General features: G+C 70.0%; 13 protein-coding genes and 1 pseudogene. 9 read left to right on the top strand and 5 right to left on the bottom strand.

The window, feature by feature from the left end; genetic code table 11:
• The first annotated feature begins 144 nt into the window (after positions 1-144).
• The 5 genes from ABZU69_RS33920 to ABZU69_RS33900 are packed head-to-tail and all read left to right on the top strand — an operon-like array spanning position 145 to position 4128.
• On the top strand, positions 145-900 hold the full coding sequence (locus ABZU69_RS33920; protein ID WP_354968355.1) for an IclR family transcriptional regulator: 756 nt from the start codon (positions 145-147) through the stop codon (positions 898-900).
• A 10-nt stretch (positions 901-910) separates the two neighbouring features.
• Positions 911-1297 (top strand): cupin domain-containing protein, encoded by a 387-nt coding sequence (locus tag ABZU69_RS33915; RefSeq protein ID WP_354968354.1) that lies wholly within the window; start codon positions 911-913, stop codon positions 1295-1297.
• Positions 1294-2145 carry a transketolase gene (locus tag ABZU69_RS33910; protein WP_354968353.1) on the top strand — a complete coding sequence of 284 codons (852 nt, stop codon included), beginning with the start codon at positions 1294-1296 and terminating at the stop codon, positions 2143-2145. The genes ABZU69_RS33915 and ABZU69_RS33910 overlap by 4 nt, the downstream gene beginning before the upstream one ends.
• Positions 2142-3131, top strand: coding sequence for a transketolase C-terminal domain-containing protein (locus tag ABZU69_RS33905; protein ID WP_354968352.1), 990 nt, complete (start codon positions 2142-2144; stop codon positions 3129-3131). The genes ABZU69_RS33910 and ABZU69_RS33905 overlap by 4 nt, the downstream gene beginning before the upstream one ends.
• A gap of 19 nt (positions 3132-3150) precedes the next feature.
• Positions 3151-4128, top strand: coding sequence for an NAD(P)H-quinone oxidoreductase (locus ABZU69_RS33900; RefSeq protein ID WP_354968351.1), 978 nt, complete (start codon positions 3151-3153; stop codon positions 4126-4128).
• Positions 4129-4701: 573 nt separating this feature from the next.
• Here ABZU69_RS33900 and ABZU69_RS33895 read toward each other — a convergent pair.
• On the bottom strand, positions 4702-6735 hold the full coding sequence (locus ABZU69_RS33895; protein WP_354968350.1) for a peptidoglycan recognition family protein: 2034 nt from the start codon (positions 6733-6735) through the stop codon (positions 4702-4704).
• 117 nt (positions 6736-6852) lie between these two features.
• Positions 6853-7584, bottom strand: coding sequence for a hypothetical protein (locus ABZU69_RS33890; RefSeq protein ID WP_354968385.1), 732 nt, complete (start codon positions 7582-7584; stop codon positions 6853-6855).
• Here ABZU69_RS33890 and ABZU69_RS33885 point away from each other — a divergent pair.
• Positions 7522-7832, top strand: a pseudogene (locus ABZU69_RS33885) (glutamate--cysteine ligase); the annotation flags it as partial. The gene ABZU69_RS33890 and the pseudogene ABZU69_RS33885 sit on opposite strands and share 63 nt — an antisense overlap.
• A gap of 47 nt (positions 7833-7879) precedes the next feature.
• Here ABZU69_RS33885 and ABZU69_RS33880 read toward each other — a convergent pair.
• On the bottom strand, positions 7880-8293 hold the full coding sequence (locus ABZU69_RS33880; protein WP_354968349.1) for a hypothetical protein: 414 nt from the start codon (positions 8291-8293) through the stop codon (positions 7880-7882).
• 75 nt (positions 8294-8368) lie between these two features.
• On the opposite strand from ABZU69_RS33880, the gene ABZU69_RS33875 reads away from it, so the two are divergent.
• Together ABZU69_RS33875 and ABZU69_RS33870 are read left to right on the top strand one after the other, a co-directional pair.
• Positions 8369-8572 carry a hypothetical protein gene (locus ABZU69_RS33875; RefSeq protein WP_354968348.1) on the top strand — a complete coding sequence of 68 codons (204 nt, stop codon included), beginning with the start codon at positions 8369-8371 and terminating at the stop codon, positions 8570-8572.
• A 261-nt stretch (positions 8573-8833) separates the two neighbouring features.
• Positions 8834-9523, top strand: a complete 690-nt coding sequence (locus ABZU69_RS33870; RefSeq protein WP_354968380.1) for an IS6 family transposase — start codon at positions 8834-8836, stop codon at positions 9521-9523.
• On the opposite strand, the gene ABZU69_RS33865 is transcribed toward ABZU69_RS33870, so the two are convergent.
• Positions 9448-11286 (bottom strand): Hsp70 family protein, encoded by a 1839-nt coding sequence (locus ABZU69_RS33865; protein WP_354968347.1) that lies wholly within the window; start codon positions 11284-11286, stop codon positions 9448-9450. The two genes, ABZU69_RS33870 and ABZU69_RS33865, sit on opposite strands and share 76 nt — an antisense overlap.
• 163 nt (positions 11287-11449) lie before the next feature.
• Here ABZU69_RS33865 and ABZU69_RS33860 point away from each other — a divergent pair, with 163 nt between their 5' ends.
• On the top strand, positions 11450-11647 hold the full coding sequence (locus ABZU69_RS33860; RefSeq protein WP_354968346.1) for a hypothetical protein: 198 nt from the start codon (positions 11450-11452) through the stop codon (positions 11645-11647).
• A gap of 212 nt (positions 11648-11859) precedes the next feature.
• Here ABZU69_RS33860 and ABZU69_RS33855 read toward each other — a convergent pair whose 3' ends face one another.
• On the bottom strand, positions 11860-12729 hold the full coding sequence (locus tag ABZU69_RS33855) for an aldo/keto reductase family oxidoreductase (protein WP_354968345.1): 870 nt from the start codon (positions 12727-12729) through the stop codon (positions 11860-11862).
• Positions 12730-12908: the final 179 nt, after the last annotated feature.

The raw sequence follows: 12908 nt of genomic DNA, 5'->3' as shown, positions 1-12908 counted from the left end.
GGGCGCACCCCTACGACCTGCAATTGTTCGGCTACGACACATCGGAAACAGATATGCACTGTGGTCTTCACAGCAGCCGCCCTGCTCCGATATAGTCCCGGCCTACGGTCATCCTGACCGCTACGCGGGACAACGGGAGACGTCATGCCGCCGGTGAATGTGCTCAGCAAGGCCGACCGGGTGCTTGAACTGCTCGCCGACCAGGGCGAGATGCCGATCGCCGGGCTCATCGAGGCGTTGGACGAGCCTCGTACGAGCGTGTACCGCCTCCTCGAGAGCATGCAGGAACTCGGGTGGGTGGAGCCAGGTGGGCGGCGGGGGCAATACCGGCTCGGGCTCAAGGTGTTCCGGCTGGGCGCGGCGGTTGCTCGGCGGTTCGACGAGCGTCAGGCCGCGCTTCCCGTCATGGAGAGGCTGCACGAGCAGACCGGCGAAACGGTTTTCCTGTGCGTACGCCAAGGGCTCGAGGCGGTGTGCATCGAGCGCATCGACGGCGCGCGCGTACAGATTCTCGAGCTCAGGCTCGGCGGCCGGCTGCCGTTGCACGTCGGCGGGGCGCCTCGTGCCCTCCTCGCTTTCGGGGGCGAATCCCTCTGGGACGAGTACCTGTTCCGTTCGCCGCTTACCACCTACACAGGCAAGACCCTGAACACCCCCGAGCTGGTGCGGCAGTCCCTCGTGGCGGACGTGAACGCGGGAGTCGTCATTAGCGACGAGGACGTGACCCCCGGCATCGCGTCGATCGCCGCACCCGTCTTCAACCACACCGGCAAGGTCTGCGCCGCGCTGTCACTGGCCGGCGTGTCTCCCGTGCTGCTCGGTGACAACCGACAGCGACACGAGTCGATGGTGCGAGAGGCGGCCGCGGAGGTCTCCCGCTCGCTCGGCTACTCCAGATAGGAGAAATGCTTTGTCTGACGGAACAACCCCCGTCGTACGTCGTGATCAGGGACGAGAGTTCCTCGCGCTCGGTGCGCCGGTCTACCGACTGGTGCATCCGAAGACCGTGGGCTCCGTCGGGGTCGGCGTTTCGCTGTGCGTCATGCAGCCCGGCCAAGAGGTCCGCCGCCACCGGCACGACTATGAAGAGGCCTATTACGTCGTACGCGGCACCGGCCTGATGTATCTCGAGAACCACGAGCCCATCCGGCTCGAGCCCGGGCTGTCCGTCTACATCGCGGCGAACCGCGTGCACGGACAGGTCAACGACGGTTCGGAGACGCTCGAGATCGTGTGCTCCCTGTCGCCTCCCCCGGTCGAGGGACAGGTTCCGGAATTCGTGGAGGAGGACCAGTGAGTGCAGCAGCCGACGACGGCGAGCTGATCGCCCGCATCAAGGAGAAGGCGCTCTTCGCCCGCGAGGAAACGGTGCGCCTGACCGGCATCGCGAAGACCGGGCACTACGCCTCGGCCTTCTCGTGCGCCGAGATCCTCGCGGCGCTCTACTACGGCGACATCATGCGGCTCAAGCCGGGCGAGCCGCAGTGGAAGGAACGCGACCGCTTTCTCTTCGGCAAGGGCCACGCGGCGATCGCGCTCTACCCCTTCCTCGCGGACTACGGCTTCTTCGACAAGTCGGTGCTCGACGAGTACACCCGCCTCGGCAACCCGCTCGGCGACCACCCGGACATGCGCAAGGTGCCGGGCATCGACTTCAGCTCCGGCTCGCTCGGCCACGCGCTCTCCGCCGGTCTCGGGATGGCCCTCGGCGGCCGGCTCAACAACATCGACTACAACGTGTTCGTCCTGCTCGGCGACGGCGAGCAGCACGAAGGCCAGGTGTGGGAGGCGGCACTGTCCGCGGCCCACCACCGCACCGGCAACCTGATCGCGATCGTCGACCGCAACGAGTACAGCCTCGACGGCAAGGTCGACGACGTCATCGGCATCGAGCCGGTGCTCGACAAGTGGCAGGCCTTTGGCTGGAACACGATCGACATCGACGGCCACGACGTACCGCAGGTGCTGCAGGCCCTGCGCGAGGCGACCGCCGCCAGCGACGGCGGCAAGCCAACCGTCATCGTGGCCCACACCGTCAAGGGCAAGGGCATCCCCTACATGGAGACCCAGTTCGGCTGGCACCTCGGCTACCTGCACCCCTCCGACGAGAAAGCCGCCCTCGCGCACCTGAGGAGCAACGCGTGACCACCACTGAGCCCGAGCTGCACGCCGACTCCTGGCACCTGCTCATGCTGCTGGACCAGGCCCCCGGGTTCGCCGCCATCTCGCAGGCTCTCATCGAGCTGACTGACGAGGGACACAACATCGCGGTCGCCACCGCCGACCTCAAGTACTCCAACGGCTTGGTCCGCTTCCAGGAGAAGCACCCGGAGCGGTTCCTGCAGTTCGGCATCTCCGAGCAGAACATGGTGTCGGCGTCGGCCGGGCTGGCGACGACGGGCCTGCTGCCCTACACCGCGACGTTCGCGTCGTTCCTGGCGCTGCTGTGCTGCGAGCAGATCCGCACCGACCTGGCGTACTGCAACCAGCCGGTCCGGCTCATCGGCCACCACGCCGGCATCAGCCTCGGCTTCTACGGCACCTCGCACCACGCCACCGAGGACCTGGCCATCATGCGCAGCATGGCCAACATGACGGTGATCGCTCCGTCGGACCCGGCCCAGTTCCACGCGGCGATCCGCGCCACGGTGAACCACCCCGGACCGATCTACTTCCGCGCCAGCCGTGGCCGCGACCCGATCATCTACGAGGATGGTGTCGACTTCCAGCTCGGACGCGCCATCGCGCACGGCGAGGGCAGCGACCTCATGCTCATCGCCACCGGTTCGTCGGTGCACCCGACGCTGGCGGCGGCCGAGCTGCTCCGCGGGCAGGGGGTCTCGGTGGGCGTGCTCGACATGCACACCGTGAAGCCGCTGGACCGGGACGCCGTGCTGGCCGCAGGACGGGGGGCCGGCCGGCTCATGACGGTGGAGGAGCACAACGTGCTCGGCGGGCTGGGCGGCGCCGTCGCGGAGGTGCTCACCGAGGAGGGCGTGGCCACCAAGCTGCACCGGCACGGCATCAAGGACGAATACAGCCTGATCGGACCGCCGACGCACCTCTACCGGCACTACGAGCTGGATGCCGACGGCATCGCGCAGGTCGCCCTGCGCTTCCTGAACGCGTGAACGGAAAGGTTGATCAGTCATGAGGGCGGTTGTCTTCACCGGGGCGGGTGGCAACGAGGTCATCGACCTCGTCGAGCGGCCCGACCCGATCCCGACCGGCAACGACGTTCGGGTCCGCGTCCGCTATGCCGGAATGAACCCGGCCGACGCGCAGCAGCGCACCGGCATCTACCCGGCCCCTCCGGGCAGCCCGGCGGACATCCCGGGGCTCGAGGTGTCGGGCGTCGTCGAGGCCATCGGTGACGCGGTCACCACGTGGAGGCCCGGCGACCGGGTGTTCGGGCTCGTGGGTGGCGGCGGCCTTGCCGACCGGGTGATCGTCAACGAGCGGCACCTGGCCCGCGTGCCGGACTCGCTGTCCGACTCCGACGCCGCGGCCGTGCCGGAGGCGTACATGACCGCGCACGACGCGATCCGGTCGCAGGCCGGGCTCCAGATGGGCGAGACGCTCCTCGTGCACGGCGCCGCCGGTGGCGTCGGGAGCGCGGCCGTGCAGATCGGGCTCGCGGCCGGCGCGCGGGTCATCGGCGTCGTACGCAGCGAATCGTCGCACCAGGCGGTGAAGGCGCTCGGCGCGGAGGTCGTCCACGACGCCAACTTCGCGGCCGAAGTCGCCGAGCTCACCGGCGGTCGAGGTGCCGACGTCATCCTGGAGCTGGTCGGCGCCCCGCACTTCCCGGCGAACCTCGACGCGGTCGCCGTACGCGGACGGATCATCGTCGTCGGCGTCGGTGCCGGCAGCGAGACTCAGATACCACTGCTGCGGCTCATGCAGAAGCGGCTGCGCGTCCTGGGCACAGTCCTGCGCGCCCGGCCCATCGAGCAGAAGGCGCAAGCCGTCCGCGCCTTCGAGCGGGAGGTGCTGCCGGGGCTCGCGAGCGGACGCGTCCGGCCGGTCATCGACCAGATCTTCCCGGTGGAGCAGGTGAAGTCGGCCTTCGAGCGGCTTGAGGGTAAGGGCAAGGTCGGCAAGATCCTCCTGGACTTCGGCGCCTGAGCAGGAGCTGCCCGCTCCGCACGCCTGATGCTGCGGAGCGGGCAATCTGCGGCGGCGGTCAGTTCCCACTGCGGTAGGGGCTGTTCACGTAGATGAGCGCGTCGCCGACGGCCCGCTCGGCCGACCCGCTCGGCCGGTTGACCAGGGCGGCCTCGACGGCCAACGCGGTGGATCCGCCGCTGGGACGCCGAGACGGGGAAGGTGCTGAGACGGGGAAGGTGCTGAGACGGGGAAGGTGCTGCGGTGGGAGTTTGAGACGGAGCGGGAGGCCATGCTCATGGTTGATCGTCTTCTGCGCGCCGACGTCACCGGTCAGTGGCGGGATCAGGCTCCCCGACCGTCTCCCGGTTCGCAGCAGCGAGAGCAGCGCCGGCTGCGACATCCCGGCCGGGTGAGCCCAGATTCACTCATGCCGGGAGAGCCGGAAATGGTGTAGATCCCCCGCGATCCCGGCACGTTGACGTCAATTGGCTCCAGGACGCGCGCTGCGTGCCCGACGCCCCCGGATATCACGTTCGCGTGACGTCGAACCCCCGGTGGGTGAGCCGGGGGGTTCGACGTGCCACGGGGTGGCTACTGTGGCGCGCCCGCCGCGGCGGGCAGGACGAGGACGTCGTCCAGGTTCGCGTACATCACCCGGTGGCCGAACTGGATCTGCACGTACCGGTTCTCGCCCCGGACCACCGTCCGGTCGCCCAGCGCCGAGCCGTCGAAGGTGACCGCGCGGTAGTACTCGCCCGGCAGCACCCCGCCGAGCGCGTACCGCTGGCCCGCGGAGAAGGTGTACTGCAACGGCGAGATCGGCTGGTACGGGATGGTGGACGGGTAGGCGGCCTGCTCGGGGTAGGCCCGCCCGTACACCGGGATGGTGGCCCGGCCCGGTTTGGGTGTCACCACGAAGCCCGCCGCCCACTTCGCCGTCGGCGCCGACGACGGGTTGTGGAACCACGCCTTCTGCCCGAGGTACCAGATGGCGGTCCAGTCGCCCTGGACGTCCGCGAGGGCGTACGTCTGGCCGGCCGAGGCCCGGGCGCCGTGGTCGGAGATGTACATGGTGTCCGGCGTGCCGTTCGGCCGCAGGCCACGGTCGTTGACCAACGGGGCGTCCGGGCTGGGCGCGGTGCGCAGGATGACCGAGGAGGAGCCGCGCAGCGGGCAGGGCACGGCGGGCGGGGTCGGCTTCGGCACGCCCGGCGGCTGCTGGTTGCAGCCGATGAAGGCCGGCTGGTTGGTGGCGTAGTCCGGGTCGATGGTGACCAGGCCGGTGTGCGGCGTGCCGGTCGAGTGGAACGGCGCCTTCATCAGCTCGAAGTAGTGCGACCAGTCCCAGTACGGGCCCGGGTCCCAGTGCATGCCGGCGACGTTCCCGGCGGTGATGCCGGGGACGTTGTCGTGGCCGAGGATGTGCTGCCGGTCCAGCGGAATCTGAAACCGCAGCGCGAGGTGCCGGACCAGCTTGGCCGAGGTCCGGTACATCGCCTCGGTGTACCAGGTGCCGTGGCCCGCGAAGCCCTCGTGCTCGATGCCGATGGACTTGGCGTTGACGTACCAGTTGCCGGCGTGCCAGCCGACGTTCTTGGCCTTGATGTGCTGGGCGACGTAGCCGTCCACCGACCGCAGCGTGTAGTGCCAGCCGAGGTAGGTCTTCGTCTGCACCAGCTTCACGCTCGGGCCGAAGTAGCCCTCGGTGTCGTGGATGACGATGTACTCGATCTTCTGTTGGGCCGGCCGGTCGCCCAGATCATGGTTGCCGTAGTCGCCCGGGTTCGGGCCGTACTTCTCGTACGGCGCGGGGATCCACTCGCAGGCGAGGCGGACCGGGCACTCCAGGCCGTCCGGCCGCTCGGCGCGGCGCAGCCCGAGCCGGTGCAGCCCGGACTCGTCCGGCGTCACCGCCGAGGCGGCGAGGGTCACCCGCTGGCCGTCGTCGGTGGTCCGGCTGGCGCCCTGGCCGATCTGGTCGTACACCTCGTCGGCGAAGGCCGCCGCGGCGTCCTCGGTGTCCGCGCCGGAATACCGGGCCACCGCGCCGTACCAGGCCGCCGGGTCGCTGCCGGCGCCGTCCGGCGCGCCAAGGTCCTTCTGGTGCGACGCCAGCAGCGCCGCCCCACCGCGGATGTTGGCGGCGGCGTCGGTGCGCAGCGTCTCCTCGGGTACGCCGGTGAGCGCGGCGGCGGCGTCGAGGGTCTGGAGGGACGCCTGCGGCAGGACGTCGCCGGTCGGCTCGGCCGCCGCGGCGGTGTCGACGACCAGCGGACGGTACTCGTCGCCCCGGGGATCCTCGTCCTCGTCGACGTGGGCGCTGGCGGGGGTCGACGCGACCTGCGCGGCGTCGGTCAGGTGCATCGGCCCGTAGCCGCCGCTGATGCTCGGCTGCCCGGGATGGGTGTCCCAGCGGGACTCCAGGTACGACACGGCGAGCAGGACGCTCTCCGGCACGCCGTACTCGGCGGCGGCAGCGGCGAACTGCTGCTGGCGGTCAACGGGTGTGGTGGTCCCCGCAGGGAGTGGATCGGCGGCGACCGGTCCGGTGGTGAGCAGGGCGGTGGCTGCCGCGGCGGCAGCGGCCAGCAGCACACGTCCGCGCAGCGCGGCGGTGAGGTGCATGGAACCTCCAGGTGGGACGAGGGTCACTGCACGCACACCCTCACCCCGGACAACAGCTGTTGTCAATGGCTTACTTACCAGTCACCCCGCATGAAAAATTCCTTCAGGTGGGAGCTCTCAGTCCAGGCCGCGCCAGGCGAACGACCGCGGTTGACGGCCGGCGAGCAGCCAACCGGCGGCCGTGGCGAGCAACGGCAGCCCGACGGTTGTGGCAGCTGGGTGCGCGACGGGCACGGGGCCGAGGGCGGCCAGGTCGCGGTGCAGGACGCTGACCAGCGCCAGATACGCGCCGGCCAACCCGAGGACGGCACCGAGCAGGGCCAGCGCCCCGGCGGTGGTGGCGGTCAACGTGCGACGCACCCGCCTCGACGCGCCGGCGGCGGCGGTGAGCGTGCGCATGTCGCCCGCCGCCTCGCCGCGGATCAGGCCGACGGTCGTTGCCAGGACGCCGAGGGCCAGCAGCGCGCCGGCGATCGTCGCCCCCGTCCGGAGGTTCTGCAGGGACGCTTGTGCGCGGCGGGACTCGATGGTGAGGCCGACGCCGGCCGCCAACTCCTGCTCGGTGAGGGTGTGGTCGGCCTCCAGGAGCCAGCCGACCCGCGCCGGCTGCCAGCCGTACCGGCTCAACGCGCCCGTCGTGAGGAGCGAGTTGGGCACGCCGGAGTAGCCGAGGTCCGCCAGCGGCCGCGTGATGGGCCGGACGCCCCGGGCGGGAATGTTGACCAGCTTCAGCTGACCATCACGGGCGGTCAGCACGTCGGTGTCGGGACCGACGGTGGCGGCGTCCACGGCGCCTTTTACTTCGGGCTGGTCCGCGCCCTGGCCGAATCGGACCGGCCACTCGGTCACAGATGTCGTTCAGCGCACCACGGCCTGGACCGGTGGGGGCTCGACCCGGGCGAGCGCGACCGGCTGCTCGGCATCATAGAGCAGCGCTGCCTGACCGGCCGCAACGGCGCGGCCTAGCAGGTGGAGACGCTGCACCGGCTCGACTCCGCCGAACATCTGGACCGGCCGGAGGCGCTGCGCGAGGTGGTCCGGCACTACGTGACGTGATGCACAGCAACCGGCCAGTCCACGAGTGGCCGATCCCATAATGGGGGGACGCCGCCGGTTCCCTACCGGGCCGCCGCCGCGCCCTCACTCAGGCGGGTCGACGGGCACCGGCACTTGCCACGATGGCGGGCGGAAGCCCTCGTACGGCGAGGTTCTGATTCTTGTACGACGGCGAGCCGGTGATCTCGTCTCCGAACCAGTCCGGAACCGTGAACGTCTGCGCGAGAGTCTCCGTATCGAACTCCACCTCGACGGTGCGTAGGCCCGCCAGCGCACCCCGGTGCACGTCCACCTTTGCCGTGACACCCGAAAGCGGAACGCTATAGCGGGTTTTCAGGAGCCGGGCCCCCTCGGTCGCCGGCCAGAGTTCGTCAAACTCCTGCACGCCGATGAGGCACTCCACTTCGGTCCGGGCCAGTCCGGTGCCGCGCTTGACGCCCAGCACACACCGGTCACCGATCCTGCGCGGGCGGACCTCCGTGCCATCGGCGGTCACCGCCAAGTACCTGTACCGTGCCAAAACTCGTCGCACAGGGTGTGAGCTGCTGTTTCGCGACAATGACGCAGGATGGCAGGCGTGTTGGTTCGGCTGCTGTACCTGAGCGCGGTGCGGATGTTCGGCTGGTTGCCGCTGGCCACGCGCACAGAGTCCGCGCTGGTCGCTGAGTTGCTGGTGCTGCGCCACGAGGTGGCGGTGCTACGCCGTCAGGTCGGTCGGTCGGTCGGCCGCGCCTGTCGTGGCCGGAGCGGGCGGTGTTGTCCGCGCTGGTCCGGGCACTGACGCGGGAACTCTGCAGGCATCGGATCGTCACCCCAGCCACCCCGCTGGCCTGGCACCGCCGGCTGGTCCACCGGCACTGGACCTACCCGAACCGGCCCGAACGACCACCGATCAGCGACGACCTCCGGGACCTGATCCTGCGCCTGGCCAGGCGAGGAGAAGGAGTTCCTCCAGGCACATCGGGCGGCACTGTTGCATTGAGCGTTGGCAAGAGCGAGGCAGGCTTAAGCAGTGAAGTCATCGACCCGGCCTGACCCGTGGCTGCCGCCGAAGTCGGCGTTCGCCGGGTTCCGGTTCCCGCCGGAGGTGATCGTGGTCGCGGTGCGGTGGTATCTGCGGTTCAACCTGTCCTATCGCGACGTTGAGGAGTTGCTGGTCGAGCGCGGCGTGGAGGTCGATCACGTCACGGTCTACCGCTGGGTGCGGCGGTTCACGCCGCTGTTGGCCGACGCCGCCCGCTTCTGCCGGCACTCGCCAGGCGACAGGTGGTTCGTTGATGAGACGTACGTCAAGGTCAACGGGGTTTGGCGGTACGTGTACCGGGCGGTCGACCAGTACGGGCAGGTCATCGACGTGCTCGTCTCGGCCCGTCGGGACGCCGGCGCGGCCCGGCGGTTCTTCCGCCGGGCGCTGTCGACGTTGAAGGTGACACCCACCGAGGTGGTCACCGACGCCGCCGCGGTCTACCCCGGCGTCCTCGACGAGCTGATCCCGTCCGCGTGGCACCACGTCGAGCAGTACGCCAACAACCCGATCGAGGCTGATCACAGCCAGCTCAAACACCGATTGAGACCGATGCGCGGGCTACGAACGGACCAGACAGCACAAGTGATCATCGCCGGACACGCCTTCATGCAGAACCTCCGACGCGGACACTACGAACTCGCCGTCGACACCCCGCCCGCTCTGCGGGTCGCCGCTGCGGTTACCGAACTCGCCCAAGCGATCTGACCGCCGACCCGACACAGGTTCAACATGTCCGCCGGTCCCCCAACGCAACAGCGCCGGCGGAACACCAGCGGTGTCACGAGCGCCATGACCACCCCGACGCCGAGGAGCAGGCCGCCGACGTGGCCGGCGATGTCGATCCACAGGATGAGGTCAGGCCACCGGTCGGCCGTCAGGGAATACTGGATCAGCGCCATGCCGGCGGCGGCCGTGACGACGGAGCCGGTCGGCACGGCCAGCAGCGCCGACCAGCCACCGTGGGGTGCGCGCCATTGCCGGGCGGCGACGACCGCCATGGCGGCGGCCATCAGCACGGTCGGGGTGATCGGCCAAAGGGCCCATCTGAGGAACGCGCCTACCGGCTGGCCTAGGTACTGGCTGGCAACCACCGCGTAGAGGCCCGCGATCGCGAGGCCGAGGGAGACGGCGGCGAGGATGCCGACGCTGATCTTTCCGCCTTCGGACCGGGTGTCGGGGGTGGGGCTGTGGGCGGCGGCGAGGGAGCCGAGGATGATGCCCGCTCCGAGGCATGCCAGGAGGGCGAACACGGCGGCCATGGTGAGCTCGCCCCAGTTCAGGGTCACCCAGTAGTGCACGTTCAGCGTGCTGTGCTGCTCTGCGGTCATGAGGCACTGCCAGATCAGGGCCAGGGACGCGAAGCCGGGCACGGCGATGGCGACGGCCCGCCGCACCGGCGGCACCGGCACTTCCACGGCGCTCGCCGTGCTGGGGTTGGCGGCGCCGGCGTCCGCGGCGCCTCTGGCGGCAACGAGCGCCGGCTGCGTGACCACCGTCGGAGCGACGCCGGTCTGGTCGGCGATGAGCTTCTCCAGTTGCGGCAGGTGCGCGCCGCCGCCGACGCAGTAGACGCCGGCGAGTTCGTCGGTGCTGATCTCGGCTGCGGTGACCGCCTCGCTGGTCAGCTGCGCAGCGCGCTGCAGGACCGGGTGGGCGGCCTGCTCGAGCATGGTGTTGTTCACGATGATGGGTGGCCGGTCGGGAAGCGGCACGGTCACGGCCGGGTGATGCGCCAGGGCTTCCTTCGCGGCTTGAACGCTGGCGGCCACCGTCCACCGCAGCGCGCCATCACCGGCGTCCTCGGGCATGGGGTCGCCGGTGAGGGACGCGGCGAGAGCTTGGTCGATGGCGGTGCCGCCGGCGGCTGGGTCGGCGAGGGTCGCGAGGACCTCGAAGCCGGCAGGGCCACGGCGCAGGACAGTGGCCTCCGCGCCCGCACCCAGATCGCAGACGGCGATGAACGACCCCACCGGCCATTGCAGGCCGGTGGCCACCAGGTGCTCGGCGACGGCCACCGGCGCTTCCACCAGGCGTGGCTGTGGAAGACCGGCCCGGTGGGCGGCCTGCCGCATCCAGGTGCGCCGCCGCGGCCCCCACCCCGCCGGCACCACCAACCGCACATCCTGCACTGGGCCGCCGGCGACCCGCTCGGCCTCGGCAGCGACGCGGCGCAAGGTTGCCGCCGTCAGCTCGAGAGCGTCAACGACGGCTCCGTCGACGGTGAGCTGGTCGTCGATGGGACGGCGCGGCGCCGGGATGAACCGCTTCGGCTGGTCCGCCGCGGCCTGCCAGGCCCGCTGCCCGGTCCACACATCGCCGTCCGGGGAGAGGTAGACGGCGCTGGACAGGTGTGGTGCGCCGTCGAAGGACAGTGGCGACCAGCTGCCGTCGGGCCAGGCAAGGACGGCGACGGTGCTGGTGGTGCCGCAGTCGATTGCTAGCCGCGCCTCCCCCGCCTGCATAGGCATAGTCAAACATGAACATCTCGCTTACGTCACCCCGCAGCTACAGGCAGGAATGGGGCCCGTCCGCTCTGGTCCTCGTGACGTCGCATCGGTGAACCTGTGCGCAGGGCGTCCTGACCTTTGCCGTCGTCCTGCGCCGGCCGGTCCTGCGTGAAACGTCAGTCGGATGGAGGTGTTGTTGCGCGGCGGGCCAGGCGAAGGGCACGTCGTCGACGGCGGCGGCGAGTCCGTGGTGTGGGGTGCGTGCCTGTACGAGCGCACCTCGAACATCGGGCGGTCCCGCGGCCGGGACCTGCGCGTGTACCAGCACCGGCCCGACTGTTGCCAGCCGTACGGGCGCGGCTCGGAGGACCGCTGCGAATGACGTCGACGGGTGGACGGCACAGCATCCTCAACCAGTCAGCCCAGCGACTGGGTTCCTGCCGGACATGCGCGTCGTCGCCGACCGCGTCAAGGGGGCCGGGTCGGCGGGCTCCATGTGCAGGGGGCACTCCGCTTCGGCGACGGCGGTCGCCACAGGTGGTCCCCGGTCGCCGAGGCCGATGAACCCGATCGGAGGTTGCGCGGTGGTCGTGTTCACGACGCGATGGCGTTCAGTTCGGTCAGCGCGTCCTTGGGAAGGGTCAGCCCAGCAGCGTTGACGTTCTCACGCAGGTGCGTGACGGATGAGGTGCCGGGGATGAGCAGGAGGTTCGGGGAGCGCTGGAGCAGCCACGCCAGCGCGACGGCCATCGGTGTGGTGTCGAGGCGGTTGGCGACGGCGTTGATTTCCTCGGACTGCAGTGGGGAGAAGCCGCCGAGCGGGAAGTAGGGCACGTAGGCGATGCCCTGTGCGGCGAGGGAGTCGATCAGGTCATCGTCGTTGCGGTTGGCGATGTTGTAGAAGTTCTGGACGCATACGATCGGCCCAATGGACTGTGCTTCGGCGATCTGCTCGGCGTTGACGGTGCTGAGACCGAGATGCTTGATCAGGCCGTCCTGCTGCAGCTGCGCGAGCGCGGTGAACGGCTCGGCGATGGGGCCGGGAGTGGGTCGGTCGAGCCCACCGACGCGCAGGTTGACCACGTCGAGTGCGTCTAGCCCGAGGTGATCCAGGTTGTCGTGCACAGCCTGGCGCAGTTGCTCGGGAGCCAGCGCCGGCGGCCAGTTCCCCTCGGCGTCCCGCAACGCTCCGACCTTCGTCACGATGTGTAGATCGTCAGGGTACGGGTGCAAAGCCTCCCTGATGATCTCGTTGGTGACGTACGGGCCGTAGTAGTCGGCGGTGTCGATGTGGTTGATACCCAGGAGAACGGCCTCGCGCAGCACGGCCACGGCAGCGTCGCGGTCGGCCGGCGGGCCGAACACGTGCGGGCCGGCCAACTGCATCGCGCCGTACCCCATCCGGGTGAACGTCAAATCCTCCGCCAAGGTGAACGTCCCGCCAGGCAGTGGGGTCGATGTCATGAGAGTTCCTCTCCTCGTTGTCGCAGGTCCACGCGCTTCCCGCCGACGCGGGCGCCAAACCGCGGCGCCCGCCAGAGGTGATGGCTAGTGCCGTGACCACGAACGTTCACGGTGTTGGTTGACACGCCGTCCGGCCTGTCGGTCTGGCGGCGTTGCGGCGGTCAGGCTGTGGCGGTGGC

This window comes from Micromonospora sp. NPDC005206 (assembly GCF_040608175.1).
Lineage (GTDB): Bacteria > Actinomycetota > Actinomycetes > Mycobacteriales > Micromonosporaceae > Micromonospora.
This window is presented reverse-complemented; position numbering and strand designations above follow the sequence as displayed.

Excerpts from the sequence above, each read along its gene's own strand:
- ABZU69_RS33920 (WP_354968355.1), top strand. The coding sequence starts at position 145 with ATGCCGCCGGTGAATGTGCTCAGCAAGGCCGACCGGGTGCTTGAACTG.
- ABZU69_RS33900 (WP_354968351.1), top strand. The coding sequence starts at position 3,151 with ATGAGGGCGGTTGTCTTCACCGGGGCGGGTGGCAACGAGGTCATCGAC.
- ABZU69_RS33895 (WP_354968350.1), bottom strand. The coding sequence starts at position 6,735 with ATGCACCTCACCGCCGCGCTGCGCGGACGTGTGCTGCTGGCCGCTGCC.
- ABZU69_RS33865 (WP_354968347.1), bottom strand. The coding sequence starts at position 11,286 with ATGCCTATGCAGGCGGGGGAGGCGCGGCTAGCAATCGACTGCGGCACC.
- ABZU69_RS33860 (WP_354968346.1), top strand. The coding sequence starts at position 11,450 with ATGGAGGTGTTGTTGCGCGGCGGGCCAGGCGAAGGGCACGTCGTCGAC.
- ABZU69_RS33855 (WP_354968345.1), bottom strand. The coding sequence starts at position 12,729 with ATGACATCGACCCCACTGCCTGGCGGGACGTTCACCTTGGCGGAGGAT.